We start from the raw sequence: 15,861 nt of genomic DNA, 5'->3' as shown, positions 1-15,861 counted from the left end.
GGTCGCATCGGCTCGACGATCCGCGCGGGTCGTCGCTCCGCGAGGCCCCACCCGCGCAGCAGTCGGTGTCGTCGCATTCGGGGTCAACGCATTCTGGGTCAACGCAGTCGGCTGCGGCACACGCCTATCGCGGTGGGCGGCGATCGACCAACGCCGAACCGCCGCCGACGCCCGCCTTCCAAGCCAACAGGCACCAGGCTCTCGACGTGACCGGTCAGCGGTCCGTCGAGCAGCCACCATCACCCCAGTCACCATCACCCCAGCCAGCATCACCCCAGCCCCCGTCACCGCCGCAGCAACACGTCGACCCGTTGCAGGGTGGTCGTCCGGCATCCGGCGCTCAGCCCGATCCGGTGAGTGACGCGCTGCGTGAGGTTGCCGCGGCATTGGCAAAGCTCGCCGACGCACTGCAGCGCGCGCGTTTCTGAGTCAGGCAGTTTGTCGTCACGCGGGTTGTCGGGGTCCGACTTCGTGCTCGATGGCACCTCGGAGTAGGTCACGGGCGCGGGCCAGCTCGATGGAGCCGCTGTGCCATCGTTCGCTGAGTCCTTCGACCAATGCGGTCAGCCGGGCAGCGGTCGCGGCGGGGTCAGTGGTGATGGCGTCCGGGATTCGGGTGATGAGGTCTTCGACGTCTCGGTCCCAGGCGGCGGTGCTCGCCCGGAGAGGTTCTTGGAGGGCGGGAGTGAACGCCGCGCTCGCTCGTAGCTCGCCCCAGGCAACGCTCGCGGTGCGCACCTCGTCGGTGTCTTGCAGTTCGTCGAGCAGCATTGACTCCAGCTGTGTCCGGGGGTGGGAGTCGGCGCTAGGTGTCGTGTAGTCCTGAGCGCGCTCGTTGATGTATTCGAGTGCAGCCCGCAGGATGCCGTCGCGGTCGGTGAAGTGGTAATAGATCAGCGCGGTCGACACCCCGGCTTCGGCGCTCAACTGCGCTACGCGCAGCCCGCGCACGCCGTGTTCGGCGATGACGCGCACCGCTGCCTCCAGGATGCTGGTTCGACGGTCAGACATCTCTTCTCCGAAGATCGACCCACGCTCAGAGTGCGGGTGCAGGATTGGTGGGCGCCGATGTTCAGGCCGGCTGCTGTTGAGTGGCGCAGTGGATTCCGCCGCCTCCGGCAGCAATGCCGTCGATGTTGACCTGCACCACTTCACGGTCGGGGAACAGCTGTTGCAGCGTGTCCTTCGCGGCGGCATCGGTGTCGGAGGCCCCGAACTGCGGACCGATCACCGCACCGTTGCAGACATAGAAGTTGATGTACCCGGCCGCGAAGTCGTCGCTGGCGAACTGCTCACGCACACTCGATGGGCTCTCGAGTTGTTCGACCGTCAGTGGTCGGCCGCGCGCGTCCGTCGCCGCATGCAGGATGTCGAGATGGCGGTGCGTGACGTCATAGTCGAATGACTCGGGATCGGTCTCCAGTCCTGCGACCACCGTTCCGGGACTGGCGAAACGGGCGTAGAAGTCGGTGTGCCCGTCGGTGATGTCCTTGCCACGTACCCCAGGCAACCAGATCACCTTCGTCACGCCGAGTCGGCGATCGAGCTCGCCTTCGACATCTGCCTTCGACCACCCGGGGTTGCGGTTGTTGTTCAACACGCAGCTCTCGGTGATGATCGCGGTGCCCTCACCATCGACTTCGAGCGCCCCGCCCTCCAGCACGAGATCGGTGTGCACCGTCTCCGCGCCACCGCGTCGGGCGACGAAATCTGCGACCTTGCTGTCGCGGCCGTGGTCTTGCTTTCCGCCCCAGCCATTGAAGTTGAAATCCACGCCACCCGCGGTGGTATCCGTTTTCACGAACACCGGGCCGGTGTCACGAATCCAGAGATCATCCAGGGGACACGCCACCAACTCGACGTTCGCTCCGCCGATCAACTCTCGAGCCACGCCCATCTCGTCGGGCGACACCAACATCGACACAGGTTCGAACCGGGAGATGGTGGTAGCGATCATCGCGAGGTTACGTTGCACCTCCGGCACCAGCCGCGCGCCCCAGATCGCCTCGCCGGCGGCGAAGGCCATCCACGTTCGCGTGTGCCGTTGACCTTCGTCTGGCATCACCCATCGCCGCTCGTCCGACCGCCGTTCGCCCGATGACGTCGCGGCGGTGTCGCCGTCACTGCACGCCGCGAGCACGGCAGCACCGATCGCGGTGGCTGACAGCTGCAGAAAAGCACGGCGTCGCATTTCTGGGGTTCCTCTCGTCCTGGCACTCGGTCCCGCGGGTGACCTCTAGGCAGCGTAGATCCTGACTGAATATTCAGTCAAGAATGGAGGCGCGGCGAGCATGGCGATCCGACGCTCATGCGGCCGATCGCGATATACCCTAGGGGGGTACCGTTTCATGACGATTCCTGGTATACCGGTAAGGGGTATACGAGGAGAGTGACCATGACCGTAGACGCGACACCGGACGCCGGGGCCAACACAGACGCCGAGCACAACGCGCACGGATACATCACGCGCAAAGACGACTACCTCAAGCGTCTTCGACGCATCGAGGGACAGGCGCGTGGGCTTCAGCGCATGGTCGACGACGAGGAGTACTGCATCGACATCCTCACCCAGTTGTCGGCGATGACCAAGGCGCTGCAGGCAGTCGGACTCGGCCTGCTCGAAGACCATATGAACCACTGCGTGGTGCACGCCGCGCAGGAGAGTGACGACGCGGGTCGCGCGAAGGTCGACGAGGCAATGACCGCGATCGCCCGGCTCGTCAAGTCCTGATGCGGCCGACCACCGCGACGATCATCCACCACGAAAGGTAACCGAACACATGACTACAAGCACCTACACCGTCACCGGCATGACCTGCGGCCACTGCGTCGCATCGGTTCGCGAGGAGATCGGCGAGATCCCCGGCGTGAACAACGTCGACGTGACTTTGGAGACGGGCGTCGTCGAGATCTCCAGCGATCGCGAACTCGCGCGCGACGAGGTCTCCGACGCCGTGTCCGAAGCCGGATACGAGCTGGTCTGACATGTCCACGACGTACACGACGCACGGTGAGGGGCCGGCCACCGTCGTCGACCTCGACATCACCGGCATGACGTGTGCGTCGTGTGCGAATCGTATCGAGCGTAAGCTCAACAAACTCGACGGCGTCCACGCCACGGTGAACTTCGCAACCGAGAGGGCGACAGTCGACGGCACAGCCGACGTCGACACCCTCGTCGCCGCGGTCAAGGATGCCGGATACACTGCTACGCCGGTGCGTCCGAAAGCTGTTGGCGGGTCGTCTGATTCAGGATTGATCGAGGGAGCCGGGGCTTCTGCGATCGATTCGAGTCCCGCTGCCGTCGAGCTGCGGGGTCTGCGCCAACGACTCATCATCTCGGCGTTGTTGTCGATACCGGTCATCGTCCTCGCGATGGTGCCCGCATGGCAGTTCACCAACTGGCAGTGGCTGTCGCTGACTCTTGCTGCGCCCGTGATCGTCTGGGGCGGCTATCCGTTCCACCTCGCCGCGTGGCGCAACCTGCGGCACGGCACTGCGACCATGGACACGCTGGTGTCGATGGGCACTCTCGCCGCATTCGGCTGGTCGCTGTACGCCCTGTTCTTCGGCATGGCCGGAATGCCGGGCATGACACACGGATTCGAGCTTCTCCCCGAGCGCGGAGCGGGAGCGTCGTTCATCTATCTGGAGGCCGCGGCAGGCGTCACGACCTTCATCCTCGCGGGACGCTACGCGGAGAAGCGTGCCAAAATCCGTGCGGGCGACGCGCTTCGGGCGCTGATGGATCTCGGTGCGAAGGACGTCGTGATCCGACGTGCGGGCAGTGAGGTGCGGGTCCCGATCGGAGACCTCGCCGTCGGAGACGAGTTCGTCGTCCGTCCGGGCGAGAAGATCGCTACCGACGGAGTGGTCGTCGAGGGTGTCTCCGCTGTCGACATGTCCATGCTCACAGGCGAATCCGTGCCCGTCGAGGTGACCGTCGACGACGACGTCGTCGGTGCGACGATCAACACGAGCGGTCGGCTCGTGGTTCGTGCGACCCACGTCGGTTCCGATACTGCGCTGGCGCAGATGGCCCGGATGGTCGAGGCAGCGCAGGCGGGTAAGGCCCAGGTCCAGCGACTCGCCGACCGGATCTCCGGCGTCTTTGTTCCCGCCGTCATGCTCATTGCCCTTGGCGCACTGATCTTCTGGTGGGTCGACGGTTCGGTGCTGACAGCGTTCACCGCGGCGGTTTCGGTCCTGATCATCGCGTGCCCCTGTGCGCTCGGACTCGCGACACCGACCGCGTTGATGGTCGGCACCGGACGTGGTGCGCAACTGGGAATCCTGTTGTCGGGCCCCGAGGTGCTCGAGAAGACCAGACGCGTCGACACCGTCGTGCTGGACAAGACCGGCACCGTGACGACGGGCGAGATGCGCGTCGACGGCGTGCACCCCGCGGCAGGCGTCACGGCAGACGAGGTCGCCACTCTCGCCGCAGCGGTGGAGAAGGGATCTGAGCATCCCATCGGTCGCGCGATCGTCGTTGCTGCACAAGATCTTCCGGTTCCTGAGGCAGACGAGTTCGACGCCGCACACGGCGTCGGGGTGTCGGGGAAGGTCGGGACGAGCAGCGTCGCCGTCAGCGGGCCTGCGCATCTCGACGTCGAACTCGACGAAGGGCTTCGCAGTGCCATCGACGAGGCGCAGGCTGCTGGCGCCACTCCCGTCGTCGTGCTGCGCGACGGTACGCCTCTCGGTGTCATCGTGGTATCGGACACGGTAAAACCAGCTGCTGCAGAGGCGATTTCGCGTATGAAGAAGGCGGGGTTGCGGCCGGTTCTGCTGACCGGGGACAACGCGGGCGCCGCCCGGCACGTCGCCGACATCGTCGGTATCGACACCGTGATCTCCGATGTGCGGCCCGAGGACAAGGTTGCGGAGGTCGTACGCCTACAGCAGTCGGGCGCGACCGTGGCGATGGTCGGCGACGGCATCAACGACGCACCAGCGCTCGCGCAGGCCGACCTCGGCATCGCGATGGGTACCGGTACCGATGTCGCGATCGCCGCCAGCGACGTGACCGTCGTCGACGGTGACCTGAACAAGGTGCTCGACGCGATCGCGTTGTCGCGCGCGACATTACGGACGATCAAGCAGAACCTCTTCTGGGCGTTCGGCTACAACGTCGCCGCGATTCCGCTCGCCGCTGCGGCGCTGCTCAATCCGATGATCGCGGGCGCCGCGATGGCGTTCTCGTCGGTGTTCGTCGTGCTCAACAGCCTGCGCCTGCGGAGGTTTACGCCGCGTCGGTGATCTCGACAAGCTCGACCCGGCGGATCTCGACAAGCTCGATCAGCGGTGGTGCTCGATCAGCGGTGGGGCAGCGTGGCGGCGTGGCGGCCGGCGCGGCGTCCGAAGTACGAACCCTCGCCCAGTTGTGTTCCGCTGGCATAGCCCTTGCTGTCCTGCGCGATGTTCGCGGCGCACGCGCCCGCCGCGTAGAGCCCGGGGATCGCGGCTCCGGCGGCGTCGAGCACCTCGCCGTCGACCGAGGTTGCCATGCCGCCGAGCGTGAACCCCGCGTACATCGCCTTGCCCAGACTCATGTCGAAGACCGCCCAGGGCCCCTTGTCCTGCGGCGCAAGGTATTCCGGTGCCTTGTGGAAGTCCGGGTCCTCGCCGCGTGCGGCGTTCTCGTTGTACCGATCGAGGCTCGCTTTAAGCTTGCCGGTCGGAATACCAAGCGCCTGTTCGGCTTCCGCGATCGTCTCGTAGCCGTCGACAAACGGCACCAGCGGCATGCGGGGCCGCTTCATGTGCGCTTCGTCGACGATCAGGTACGCCGTCGAATCCGGTTGTTCGAGAACGAAACTCGACGTCCGCGAGTGGTAGGAGTCCTCCGCGACAAAACGATCGCCGTTCTTGTTCACCGCGATCCCGGTCAGCAGAATGGCGGGTGGATACACAGGTGCGGTGCAGAACGCCTGATCCATGTGCTTGAGTTCGGCACCCACCGAGACGCCCATGCGGAGTCCGAGGCCGTCGTCGTAGGTATTGCCGAGGACATAGGGCTTCTCGGTGAGCCACGGTACGTTTTCGGCGACCATGTCGGAGTTCATCACGAACCCTCCCGCGGCGATGACCACACCCTTGGCCCTGATCACCCCGTCGCCGCTGCCGGGGCTGTGCCACGCGACTCCCGCGACAGCGCCGTCGTCGACGACGAGTTGCCGCGCGCCGGTTTCGTAGCGCACCTCCACCCCGAGGTCGGCGAGACGTTTCACCAGCAACTCGACGATCATCGCGGCACCACCCGTGTCGCCGGGGACCGGAACCTTGTGCCCACGCGGGGCGGGAACGGCCATGGTGTTGAACGGCCACACCTTCTCGTTGCCGGTGTACATCAGGCCCTGCGTCTCGGGTTGGACGACGGCCTTCTCCGGGTAATAGCTTCGCTCGAACTGAAAGCCGAGAGCCTCGAGCCAATCGAAATGCTCGACGCTGTCGACGCAGTACGCATGGATCTTGTCCGGCTCCGGATCGCTGGAGACCGCGGTGATGTACCGCTCCATCTCCTCGGCGGAATCGTCGTGCCCGGTGGCTTTCTGGACCGCCGTACCGCCGCCGAGGTAGAAGTGTCCGCCCGCGAGCGCCGTCGTTCCGCCTGCCGCCGCAGCACGTTCGAGGACCAGAACGCGTGCCCCGTTCGACGCCGCCTCCACCGCGGCGCATCCGCCCGCGATGCCCAGTCCGATCACCACGACGTCGACCTCGTCGCTGAACTGCGTCACCGCGCCGAGGGGGAGGGTGTCGGGAATCCGTGTGCCGTCAGCCATGCGGATTAGCGTAGACCACAAACTAGAACGTGTTCTAGTGATTGATGGTCCTGCGTTTGCTCTCTCCTCAGGCTCGAGAGGTATCAAGGAGTGTGTCCTCGGGACGAACCCTCACCAGACCTGACGTCGACGACAACCGTCGACCGTCGACTCATGACGGCCCCGCAGCGGTCGCCGGGCTGATCGCCGTCGGTGCGGGCCTCGCCGTTGGCGAGTTGTGCGCGGTTCCGATCTCGGAGAACAGTTCGCCGTTCTTCGCCGTCGGTTCGACGGTCGTCGACCACACGCCGCAGGCGGTCCGTGAGTGGGCAATCGGCACCTTCGGTACCTCGGACAAGACCGCCCTGTTCACCGGGATGGCGCTGATCATCGTCGTCCTCGCAGCGGCAACGGGCGTGCTGGAGCGGCGTCGACCTCCCTTCGGCTGCGTCGTGATCGGAGTGTTCGCGGTGCTCGGGGTGGTCGCGGCACTCAACCGGTCGGGTTCGAGCGGCGCCTACATCATTCCGTCGCTGCTCGCCGGGGTCGTCGGTATCGGGGTGCTGCGACTGCTCTTTCGACAACTCGGCGCCCCGCAATCCACCCTCGACGACGAACAGCAGGACGACGAACAGCAGGACGACGAACAGCAGGACGACGAACAGCAGTCCGGGGTCCCACGGCGCTTCGTCCTGACGGCCGCGGGAATCGCGGTCGCCGCCATCGCCGTCGGTGCCGTCGGCCGCAAATTGCTTGCCGACGCCGCGCGCACCGTCGCCGACCGTGCGGGCATCAAGCTGCCCGCGCCCGCCTCACCGGCGCCGCCGATCCCCGCGGGCGCCGAGATCGGTGTGCAGGGCGCGACGTCGTACGTCACCGACAACGCGTCGTTTTACCGCATCGACACCGCGCTGCAGGTGCCTCAACTGACCACCACAGATTGGACGCTGCGGGTGCACGGCCTGGTCGACGAGGAGTTCACCCTCACCTGGGACGAACTGCTCGCCATGCCCATGACCGAGCGCGTCGTGACATTGACGTGCGTATCCAACGAGGTCGGCGGCGATCTCATCGGCAATGCCCGCTGGCTCGGCGTGCCGATGAAGACCCTCCTCGACCGGGCAGGCGTGCGCCCGGGCGCCGACATGTTGCTCTCGACGAGCTCAGACGGCTGGACCGCGGGGACGCCGGTGTCGGCGATCACCGACAAGCGGGACGCGCTGCTCGCCGTCGCGATGAACGGCGAGCCACTGCCGATCGAACATGGATTCCCTGTACGACAAGTGATTCCGGGCCTGTACGGGTATGTGTCGGCGACGAAGTGGGTGACCGATTGGGAACTCACCCGCTTCTCCGACGCCCAGGCGTACTGGACGACGCGCGGGTGGTCGGCGCTTGGTCCGATCAAGCTCGCGTCGCGCATCGACCGTCCCGCGGGCGGTTCGGTCAACCCCGGCGAGGTGATCATCGCCGGGACGGCGTGGGCGCAACACACGGGTATCTCCGCCGTGCAGGTTCGTATCGACCGCGGGCCCTGGCAGGACGCGCAACTGGCAACCGAGTACAGCATCGACACCTGGCGCCAGTGGAAGTTCACCTGGCAGGCGACGAGCGGAAAGCACACCGTCGAATGCCGTGCCATCGACAAAAACGGCGAGGCGCAGACCGAAACCGAGGCCGATCCGGTTCCCGACGGCGCGACAGGACTCGATTCCCGCGACTACACCGTCGGCTGAGCAGGATGCGCCAGGGGGCGCCACGCGCGGAAGACGACGGGCGGGGGCTACCCTTCGACGCAGCACACGTGGAGGGTGGGGTCACATGCACAGAATCATCACTTCTGGACTCGCGGTGTGCGCTGCGGCCATGCTGCTGACACCCGGCACCGCGAGCGCGACGTCGACGAGCGCGTCGAGTCCCGTGCAGTTCCCCTCGGTGCAGTTCCCCTCGGTGCAGTTCCCCTCAGTGCAGATTTCCTCGGTGCAGTTCCCGTCATCCTGGCACGAGCCGACGCCGATCCGGGACAAACCCACCTGGCTCCCGGAGAACCTCGGGGAAGACTCGACGGTGATCCTCGTTCCCGGCACCAGCGATTTCAGGTCGATCAGTTCGACGGCGATCGGTGGCGCAGGCTCCCCGATGGGAGGCGACCAGTACGGTCGCACCGTCGACGTCGGGTTCTACGACGCACCGCATGGTGGGGGTTCGTACAACCCGAAAATTGTTGTCGTGCAGTACCCTGCGGCCTTTGGAATCGTTGTCGGCGGCAAGGAGTTCGACCTCAGCGGAACCGGAACGTACAACCATTCGGTCGACATCGGCACCGCCAACGGGTTGGCCGACGCCGAGAAGGCATGGGCCGACCGCGGCGAATCGGGCGCCATTGTTCTCAACGGCTACTCGCAGAGCGGTCCGGTCGCGTTGAACATCGCCTACCTACTCCACCAGAAGTATGCGGCGGGCGATCCGGGTGCGATCCCGGACGCCAACATCGTCGTGGTGGTCGGCGCCGACTCGCGCTTCCCCAACAGCGGCATCGAAACCGTCATCCCCAGCTTCATCCCCGGCGCGTACACCAATGGCGCGCGCGATGAGTCGGACACCGGCGACATTCAGGTCATCTCCTATTGCGTGCGTGGAGATTCGGTGTGCGGCTTGGGAAATCCACTCGCGCATCCGTTGACGTCGGCCTTCTACTTCCTGCCCGGCGCCACGATCCACGGACAAAAGGGCAACCTGGTGAATCAGTATCAGGTGGTCTCGACCAGGGAGGTCGGCAACACCACCTACGTGGTCCTCGACGGCGGCAATCCGTATGGAATCTTCCTGCGCAGCTTGGGGATACCCGTGCCGCCAGAATTCGACGACGTGCTCGACGCCCTGGTTCCCGTACCGGAACCCGGCGAGGCGTCGACAGTCGCAGGCGTCAAGGTGCCGACGCCGCGCGAGATCCAGGTTGCGCTCTACGACGCGCTCGGGCTGCAGGTACCGGTCACCGACCCGGACGCCCTCGCCGCGCAGGGTAAGACATGGCACGCGCCCGAGAACACGAGCTCGTCGACCGCGAGTGAGTCGACGGTAAGCGCGTCGACCCGCAAAGCCACCGCGACGACCACCGCGACGACCACCCCGACCGAGTCCGGCGAGACCTTCGGCGACTACCTCGCCGACAGAGCCGCCGCGACAGACAAGACCACAAGGCCGGCCACGACCACAGGGCCAGCTACGACGACAGAGTTGACCCCGAGCACCACCGCGCCGTCGACCTCAGCCGACCCAGCGCCGACCCCCGCTCCCACACACACCGGCAAGACCACCACGCCCACCGACAAGGCCGCCGAGACCCACACAGCCTCCGACACCGCGCCGACGGTGGTCCCCGAGGCCCCAGCGGTTGATCAGGCCACCCGGACGCCCCGACCGCTCAGCGGCCGCGTCAAGTAAAAGTGAGCAATTCAACGGCGTGATCTGCGTCTGATGAGGTCATGCTATGTTCGTCGCACCGAATTTCGAGCGGGCGCGGCGTGCGGATGACCACCTCATTGACGAACGCGCCCCGACGAGGCGCCACACGTTGTGACCGGAGGAGAAAACCCGCGGATCGCCGTGCGCTCGTACCCAAACAAGATCGAGTACTGACCAAGACCAGTGCCGAAGAAGACAGAGAAGAAACAGACAATATGAGTGTGGGAGTCGTGCGCGAAACGGCCGAGGGTGAGCGTCGCGTGGCGCTCGTCCCGAAGGTCGTTGCGACGCTGGTAGGTAAGGGAGTGCCGGTAACCGTCGAATCGGGTGCCGGTGTGGAGGCGTTGATCCCCGACGACGCATACGTCGAGGCAGGAGCAACGATCGGCGATCCGTACGCGGCGGATGTGGTGCTTCGTGTGTCGCCGCCGAGCGATGCCGAGATCGCCAAGTTGCGGCGCGGTCAGAAGCTGATCGGCTTCTTGGCGCCGCGCAATGCCGACACCAAGGTCGGCGCGCTGAAGGAAGCAGGCGTAGAGGCATACGCCGTCGAGGCGATTCCGCGTATTTCGCGCGCGCAGGTCATGGACGCGCTGAGCTCGCAGGCCAACGTGAGCGGCTACAAGTCGGTCATCGTGGCGGCCGACAAGTCGACGCGATTCTTCCCGATGCTCACGACCGCGGCCGGCACCGTCAAGCCCGCGACGGTGCTGGTACTCGGCGTGGGTGTCGCGGGTCTGCAGGCGCTGGCAACCGCCAAGCGCCTCGGCGGCCGGACCACCGGTTACGACGTGCGACCCGAGGTGGCCGAGCAGGTCCGTTCGGTCGGCGCTCAGTGGCTCGATTTGGGAATCGACGCCGCGGGTGAGGGCGGATACGCCCGTGAACTCACTGACGACGAGCGTGCCAAGCAGCAGCAGGCGCTCGAAGACGCGATCAAGGGTTTCGACATCGTCATCACCACCGCACTGGTGCCGGGACGTCCGGCACCTCGCCTGGTCACCGCCGCTGCCGTCGAGGGTATGAAGCCCGGCAGCGTCGTCGTCGACCTCGCAGGTGAAACCGGCGGCAACTGCGAGCTGACCGAACCGGGGCAGACCGTCGTCAAGCACGACGTCACCATCACGTCGCCGCTGAACCTGCCGGCGACGATGCCCGAGCACGCCAGCGAGCTCTACTCGAAGAACCTGCAGGCGCTGATCGAGCTGATGCTCGACGAGAACGGCGCCATCGCACCCGATTTCGACGATGAGGTCATCGCATCCGCATGCGTGACCGGGTCGACGTCGACCAGCTCGGAGGTGAAGGCCTGATGTACACCGGTCTCATGGCGAACATCGCCATTCTCGTTCTCGCGGGATTCGTCGGCTTCGCGGTCATCTCCAAGGTGCCCAACACGCTGCACACCCCACTCATGTCCGGTACCAACGCCATTCACGGCATCGTCGTGCTCGGTGCGCTGGTGGTGCTGGGTTCGCTTCCGGCAGATGCCAATTGGGGCACTCGCATCATCGCGTTCGTCGCGTTGATCTTCGGCACGCTCAACGTGGTCGGCGGCTTCCTCGTCACCGACCGCATGCTCGGAATGTTCAAGGGTAAGAAGGAGTCTGCTAAGTGAGCGCCATCCTCGCCTCGACGGTACTGGCGAGCGAGTCGACCCGACAGGTCTCCGAAGGCCTGGGCTACGGCGTCACGGCTCTCTATATCGTCTCCTTCTCGCTGTTCATCTACGGCCTCATGGGACTGACCGGTCCCAAGACCGCTGTGCGCGGAAACTGGATCGCCGCAACGGGTATGGGCATCGCGATCGTCGCGACCCTGCTCAGCGTCTACAACAACGCAGGCGACGTCGGTGTCCCGACAGTCAACTGGGTGCTGATCGCCATCGGTCTCGCGATCGGTGTCGCGCTGGGCATCCCGCCGGCGCTCAAGACCAAGATGACGGCGATGCCGCAGTTGGTCGCGCTCTTCAACGGCGTCGGCGGCGGAACGGTCGCGCTCATCGCGTGGGCCGAGTACATCGAGTACGACGGCTTCACCCAGGTGCCGCACGAGCCGAACGTGGCCGTGATCGTCGGATCGCTCTTCGCGGCCATCATCGGTTCGATCTCCTTCTGGGGTTCGCTGGTCGCATTCGCGAAGCTGCAGGAACTGCTCAACAAGAACCTCGAGAAGAAGCTCGTCGCAGCGGCCAAACTGTTCCAGGTCGCGAACGTCGTGCTGGCGATCGTGGCCGTCGCGGTGGCCGTGGTCATCGGTGTGAAGGCAAGCTCGACCAACGCGACCCCGTGGTACTGGATCGTCATCCTGCTCGTCGTCGCGGGTCTGATGGGTCTGTTCGTGGTGTTCCCCATCGGCGGCGCCGACATGCCCGTGGTCATCTCGTTGCTCAACGCACTCACCGGATTGTCCGCTGCCGCTGCGGGTCTCGCGCTGAACAACCAGGCGATGATCGTCGCGGGCATGATCGTCGGAGCGTCGGGTTCGATCCTGACGATGCTCATGGCCAAGGCCATGAACCGCTCCATTCCCGCCATCATCTTCGGGTCCTTCGGTGGCGGCGACGCCGGTGCCGCGGGTGCTGCCGGTGGTGCGGGCGGAACGGTCAAGGCCACCTCGGCTGCCGACGCCGCGATCCAGATGGCCTATGCCAACCAGGTTGTCGTCGTTCCGGGATACGGTCTCGCTGTCGCCCAGGCGCAGCACACCGTCAAGGAAATGGCAGACCTGTTGGAGGACAAGGGCGTCGAGGTCAAGTACGCGATCCACCCGGTCGCGGGTCGTATGCCCGGCCACATGAACGTGCTGCTGGCCGAGGCCGACGTGCCCTACGACTCGATGAAGGAGATGGACGACATCAACGGCGAGTTCACTCGCACCGACGTCACCATCGTCATCGGCGCCAACGACGTGACCAACCCGGCGGCGCGCAACGACCCGTCGTCGCCGATTCACGGAATGCCGATCCTCAACGTCGACCAGTCCCGATCGGTCATCGTTCTCAAGCGTTCGATGAGTTCGGGATACGCAGGCATCGACAACCCGCTGTTCACCGCAGAGCAGACGTCGATGCTGTTCGGCGACGCGAAGAAGTCGGTCAGTGAGGTCATCGAGGAGCTCAAGGCGCTGTAGCACGCCTATCGGCACTCCACGACGGCGAGGAACAGCTTTACGATTCGATAGCAGCGGGCGGCACGACGTGTCGCCCGCTGCTATGTGTATGTGATGACTGTCGAAGGTTCCCGAGCGCGCACGGTTATCTCGCACGTCGTGTTCGGTCTCGGAGTGCTGTGTCTGCTCGGCGGGTTGTTCGCGGGTCTGGTCAACCGCGAGGCCGTCAACAGCGCGCGGTTCGCCGCGCATGTCGACTCGATCCGGCAGGATCCCGCGGTCGCGAGGCAACTCGGCCTGCTCGTGTCCGGCAAGATCATCTCGGCGTCGCCAGAACTCGTTGCGCTGCGTCCGCTGGTGGAATCGGTGTCGATCTCGGCGGTGTCGAGTCCCGCGGCGGGTCCTGCGGTGCGGGGACTCACCGCGTCGATCCACCGATCGATCGCCACGGGCGACAGCAATCTGTTCGTGCTGCGTCTCGCCGATCTCGGGGCGGTCACCGTCGCCGCGCTGCGGACGGTGGCACCCGACGTCGCTGCTCGACTCCCCAACAACATGGACGTCACGCTCTCCGCGATCGGCGCGAGCGAATGGGACTCGGGCATTCTCGATTACGTCAGATGGGTTCGGGTGTTGGCCTGGTTGTTGCCGCTACTGGGCCTGCTGCTGATCGTTGGCGCGGCGTTCATCCGACCTCCGCCCGTGGAGAAGGGTCGAGCCGCGCGCGTCGCCGCGGTCACCGACACACTCGGTGGCGCGATCATCTGGTTCGCCGCGCTCGTGGCCGCAATCCTGCTCGCCTGCACCATCATTGCCGCCGTCATCCCGACCGACACCCTCGACGGTGCAGTGACAGTCGCGGTCTGGCGCGAGGTCGACGGCAGGCTGTGGATCATCGCTGCGATAGCGGCGCTGATCGGGCTGGCCGTGCGCGCGGCGTCGAGTCTCGCGCCGGTCGACGATCTCGACAGACTCGCAGAGCGCCTGCGCGCGTGGGTGATACGACGACCCTCGACGCCTGCGGCCATTGCCGCGCGTGGTGGGGTGCTGGTGCTACTCGGTGTGCTGGCGGTGCTGCGACCGCTGACATTCGTCACGGTTGTCGCCGTGGTGCTCGGGGCATGTGCCGTCATCGCAGGAGCGGGGGAGTTGCTGCGTGCGGCGAATAGGCAACTGCAGGGCAGTGATCGGCGGCAGGTCGTCGCCCGGTTGGCGATTCCGATCGTTGCGATGGTCGGCGTAGCGGCACTGCTGGCGACAGTCGGCGTGCTGGCGTGGCCGCAGCCGACACCGACGTTGAGTTCCGTTGTCGCCAAAGATGATCCGAACGCGTGCAATGGTCACGTGGAGTTGTGCGATCGGCCGTACAACGACGTGGCGTTTCCCGGGACACACAATTCGATGTCGGCGGCTGATGGCAACCGATGGTTTCTCGCGGAACAGGAAACCGGTGTCATGGGGCAACTCGACGACGGCATCCGCGTGTTCCTCATCGACAGCTGGAACGGTCAGATGTCGAACAAGCCGCCGATCATCGCCAACACTCAGGACAGCCGCGCACAGGCGTTGGCGGCGGCGGAACAGCTTTATGGGGCCCAGACCGTGCAGAGTGCACTGAGGGTGCGCGACGCCCTCGATCTGACCCCTGTCGGACCGGTCAAGCCCTACCTGTGTCACGAACTGTGCGAACTGGGTTCGACCGAGTGGTTGCCGCTGATGATCAAGGTGCGTGAGTGGATGGACCGCCACCCCAACGAGGTGGTCACGTTCTTCGTGCAGGACATGGTGGCACCCGCCGATGTGGAGACCCTGCTGCGGCAGGCGGGACTCTACGACCGGCTCTACACCCCGACCCTTGGTCAACCGTGGCCTACGCTGCGCCAGATGATCGACACCCGGCACACGCTGGTCTGGCTGCACGAGAACGTCGGTGGAGGCACCGAGCGGCCATGGCTGCTCGACGGCAAGGAGTGGACCCAGGACACCCCCTACGAATTCCGCACGACGGCCGAGTTCAACTGCGACCGGAACCGTGGGTCGACCACAGCGCCACTGTTTCTGGTGAATCACTGGATGAGCAACTTCACCAGCAGGATTCGCGATGCCGGTGTGGTCAATCGCGAGGAGTTCTTGTTCAACCGGCTCGAGCAGTGTCGCGCCGAGCGGCACATGATTCCCAACTACGTTGCCGTGAACAACTATCGCGTCGGAGACCTGTTCGCCTCGGTGGACCGGCTCAACGGAGTCAGTTAGCCCCCGCCGTTATCGACTTGGGATTGCAGGGAGACCCAGCGCGTCGCAAAGAGCCTTAGAGTTACGCAAGTGACTCATGTGACCAGAGTGAACCGGGTTCGACGCGGCGTCGTCGCGCTCGTCGCGGCGGCAGCAGTGGGCGGTGCGGTCGGTTCGTTGCCCGTCGTGCACCACACCCAGGTGCAACCGACCGCGACTGCCGTCGACCCTGCGTCGCTCTACAACTCCGCTCAGCAGAAGTTCGCGTCTGGTGACGTGGCGGGGGGGC

General features: G+C 65.6%; 12 protein-coding genes and 2 pseudogenes. 11 read left to right on the top strand and 3 right to left on the bottom strand.

The genetic code is table 11. The features are described from left to right. A pseudogene (locus B3T59_RS12810) lies at nt 1-428 on the top strand (hypothetical protein); the annotation flags it as partial. Nucleotides 429-444: 16 nt separating this feature from the next. Here the strand turns inward: B3T59_RS12810 and B3T59_RS12805 are convergent. Beyond that, the gene (locus B3T59_RS12805) at nt 445-1,011 is read right to left on the bottom strand and encodes a TetR/AcrR family transcriptional regulator (RefSeq protein WP_005203218.1); all 567 of its coding nucleotides are present in this window, start codon (nt 1,009-1,011) and stop codon (nt 445-447) included. 61 nt (nt 1,012-1,072) lie between these two features. Beyond that, nucleotides 1,073-2,191: an agmatine deiminase family protein gene (locus tag B3T59_RS12800; RefSeq protein WP_287003658.1), complete on the bottom strand. Its 1,119-nt coding sequence runs from the start codon at nt 2,189-2,191 to the stop codon at nt 1,073-1,075. A 204-nt stretch (nt 2,192-2,395) separates the two neighbouring features. On the opposite strand from B3T59_RS12800, the gene B3T59_RS12795 reads away from it, so the two are divergent. The 3 genes from B3T59_RS12795 to B3T59_RS12785 are packed head-to-tail and all read left to right on the top strand — an operon-like array spanning nt 2,396 to nt 5,262. Then, entirely contained in the window at nt 2,396-2,731 is a 336-nt protein-coding gene (locus B3T59_RS12795; RefSeq protein ID WP_251721725.1) for a metal-sensitive transcriptional regulator, read from the top strand. A 49-nt stretch (nt 2,732-2,780) separates the two neighbouring features. After that, nucleotides 2,781-2,984, top strand: coding sequence for a heavy-metal-associated domain-containing protein (locus tag B3T59_RS12790; RefSeq protein ID WP_005203212.1), 204 nt, complete (start codon nt 2,781-2,783; stop codon nt 2,982-2,984). A 1-nt stretch (nt 2,985) separates the two neighbouring features. Beyond that, nucleotides 2,986-5,262, top strand: coding sequence for a heavy metal translocating P-type ATPase (locus B3T59_RS12785; RefSeq protein ID WP_251721726.1), 2,277 nt, complete (start codon nt 2,986-2,988; stop codon nt 5,260-5,262). Nucleotides 5,263-5,318: 56 nt separating this feature from the next. On the opposite strand, the gene B3T59_RS12780 is transcribed toward B3T59_RS12785, so the two are convergent. Continuing rightward, nucleotides 5,319-6,785, bottom strand: a complete 1,467-nt coding sequence (locus B3T59_RS12780; protein ID WP_251721727.1) for an FAD-binding protein — start codon at nt 6,783-6,785, stop codon at nt 5,319-5,321. Nucleotides 6,786-6,877: 92 nt separating this feature from the next. On the opposite strand from B3T59_RS12780, the gene B3T59_RS12775 reads away from it, so the two are divergent. The 7 genes and pseudogenes from B3T59_RS12775 to B3T59_RS12745 all read left to right on the top strand — a co-directional run. Continuing rightward, a complete protein-coding gene (locus B3T59_RS12775) occupies nt 6,878-8,500 on the top strand; it encodes a molybdopterin-dependent oxidoreductase (protein WP_251721728.1) in 1,623 nt (540 codons plus the stop codon). A gap of 85 nt (nt 8,501-8,585) precedes the next feature. Then, entirely contained in the window at nt 8,586-10,208 is a 1,623-nt protein-coding gene (locus B3T59_RS12770; RefSeq protein ID WP_285897343.1) for a hypothetical protein, read from the top strand. Between the two features lie 236 nt (nt 10,209-10,444). Beyond that, entirely contained in the window at nt 10,445-11,542 is a 1,098-nt protein-coding gene (locus B3T59_RS12765; protein WP_251721729.1) for a Re/Si-specific NAD(P)(+) transhydrogenase subunit alpha, read from the top strand. Then, the gene (locus B3T59_RS12760; protein ID WP_005177965.1) at nt 11,542-11,847 is read left to right on the top strand and encodes an NAD(P) transhydrogenase subunit alpha; all 306 of its coding nucleotides are present in this window, start codon (nt 11,542-11,544) and stop codon (nt 11,845-11,847) included. The genes B3T59_RS12765 and B3T59_RS12760 overlap by 1 nt, the downstream gene beginning before the upstream one ends. After that, nucleotides 11,844-13,361, top strand: a complete 1,518-nt coding sequence (locus B3T59_RS12755; RefSeq protein WP_082933715.1) for an NAD(P)(+) transhydrogenase (Re/Si-specific) subunit beta — start codon at nt 11,844-11,846, stop codon at nt 13,359-13,361. Before B3T59_RS12760 ends, B3T59_RS12755 begins: the two co-directional genes overlap by 4 nt. Before the next feature lie 93 nt (nt 13,362-13,454). Then, nucleotides 13,455-15,593, top strand: coding sequence for a hypothetical protein (locus B3T59_RS12750; protein ID WP_251721730.1), 2,139 nt, complete (start codon nt 13,455-13,457; stop codon nt 15,591-15,593). Nucleotides 15,594-15,671: 78 nt separating this feature from the next. After that, nucleotides 15,672-15,861: pseudogene (locus B3T59_RS12745) on the top strand (YdcF family protein); the annotation flags it as partial.

Source organism: Gordonia sp. UBA7860, from assembly GCF_002500165.1.
GTDB lineage: Bacteria > Actinomycetota > Actinomycetes > Mycobacteriales > Mycobacteriaceae > Gordonia > Gordonia sputi.
Note: the sequence above shows the minus strand (reverse complement) of the source record. Positions and strands in the feature narration are given on the sequence as shown.

Coding starts and splice junctions, on each gene's coding strand:
- B3T59_RS12805 (WP_005203218.1), bottom strand. CDS start 1,011: ATGTCTGACCGTCGAACCAGCATCCTGGAGGCAGCGGTGCGCGTCATC.
- B3T59_RS12800 (WP_287003658.1), bottom strand. CDS start 2,191: ATGCGACGCCGTGCTTTTCTGCAGCTGTCAGCCACCGCGATCGGTGCT.
- B3T59_RS12795 (WP_251721725.1), top strand. CDS start 2,396: ATGACCGTAGACGCGACACCGGACGCCGGGGCCAACACAGACGCCGAG.
- B3T59_RS12790 (WP_005203212.1), top strand. CDS start 2,781: ATGACTACAAGCACCTACACCGTCACCGGCATGACCTGCGGCCACTGC.
- B3T59_RS12785 (WP_251721726.1), top strand. CDS start 2,986: ATGTCCACGACGTACACGACGCACGGTGAGGGGCCGGCCACCGTCGTC.
- B3T59_RS12780 (WP_251721727.1), bottom strand. CDS start 6,785: ATGGCTGACGGCACACGGATTCCCGACACCCTCCCCCTCGGCGCGGTG.
- B3T59_RS12770 (WP_285897343.1), top strand. CDS start 8,586: ATGCACAGAATCATCACTTCTGGACTCGCGGTGTGCGCTGCGGCCATG.
- B3T59_RS12765 (WP_251721729.1), top strand. CDS start 10,445: ATGAGTGTGGGAGTCGTGCGCGAAACGGCCGAGGGTGAGCGTCGCGTG.
- B3T59_RS12760 (WP_005177965.1), top strand. CDS start 11,542: ATGTACACCGGTCTCATGGCGAACATCGCCATTCTCGTTCTCGCGGGA.
- B3T59_RS12750 (WP_251721730.1), top strand. CDS start 13,455: ATGACTGTCGAAGGTTCCCGAGCGCGCACGGTTATCTCGCACGTCGTG.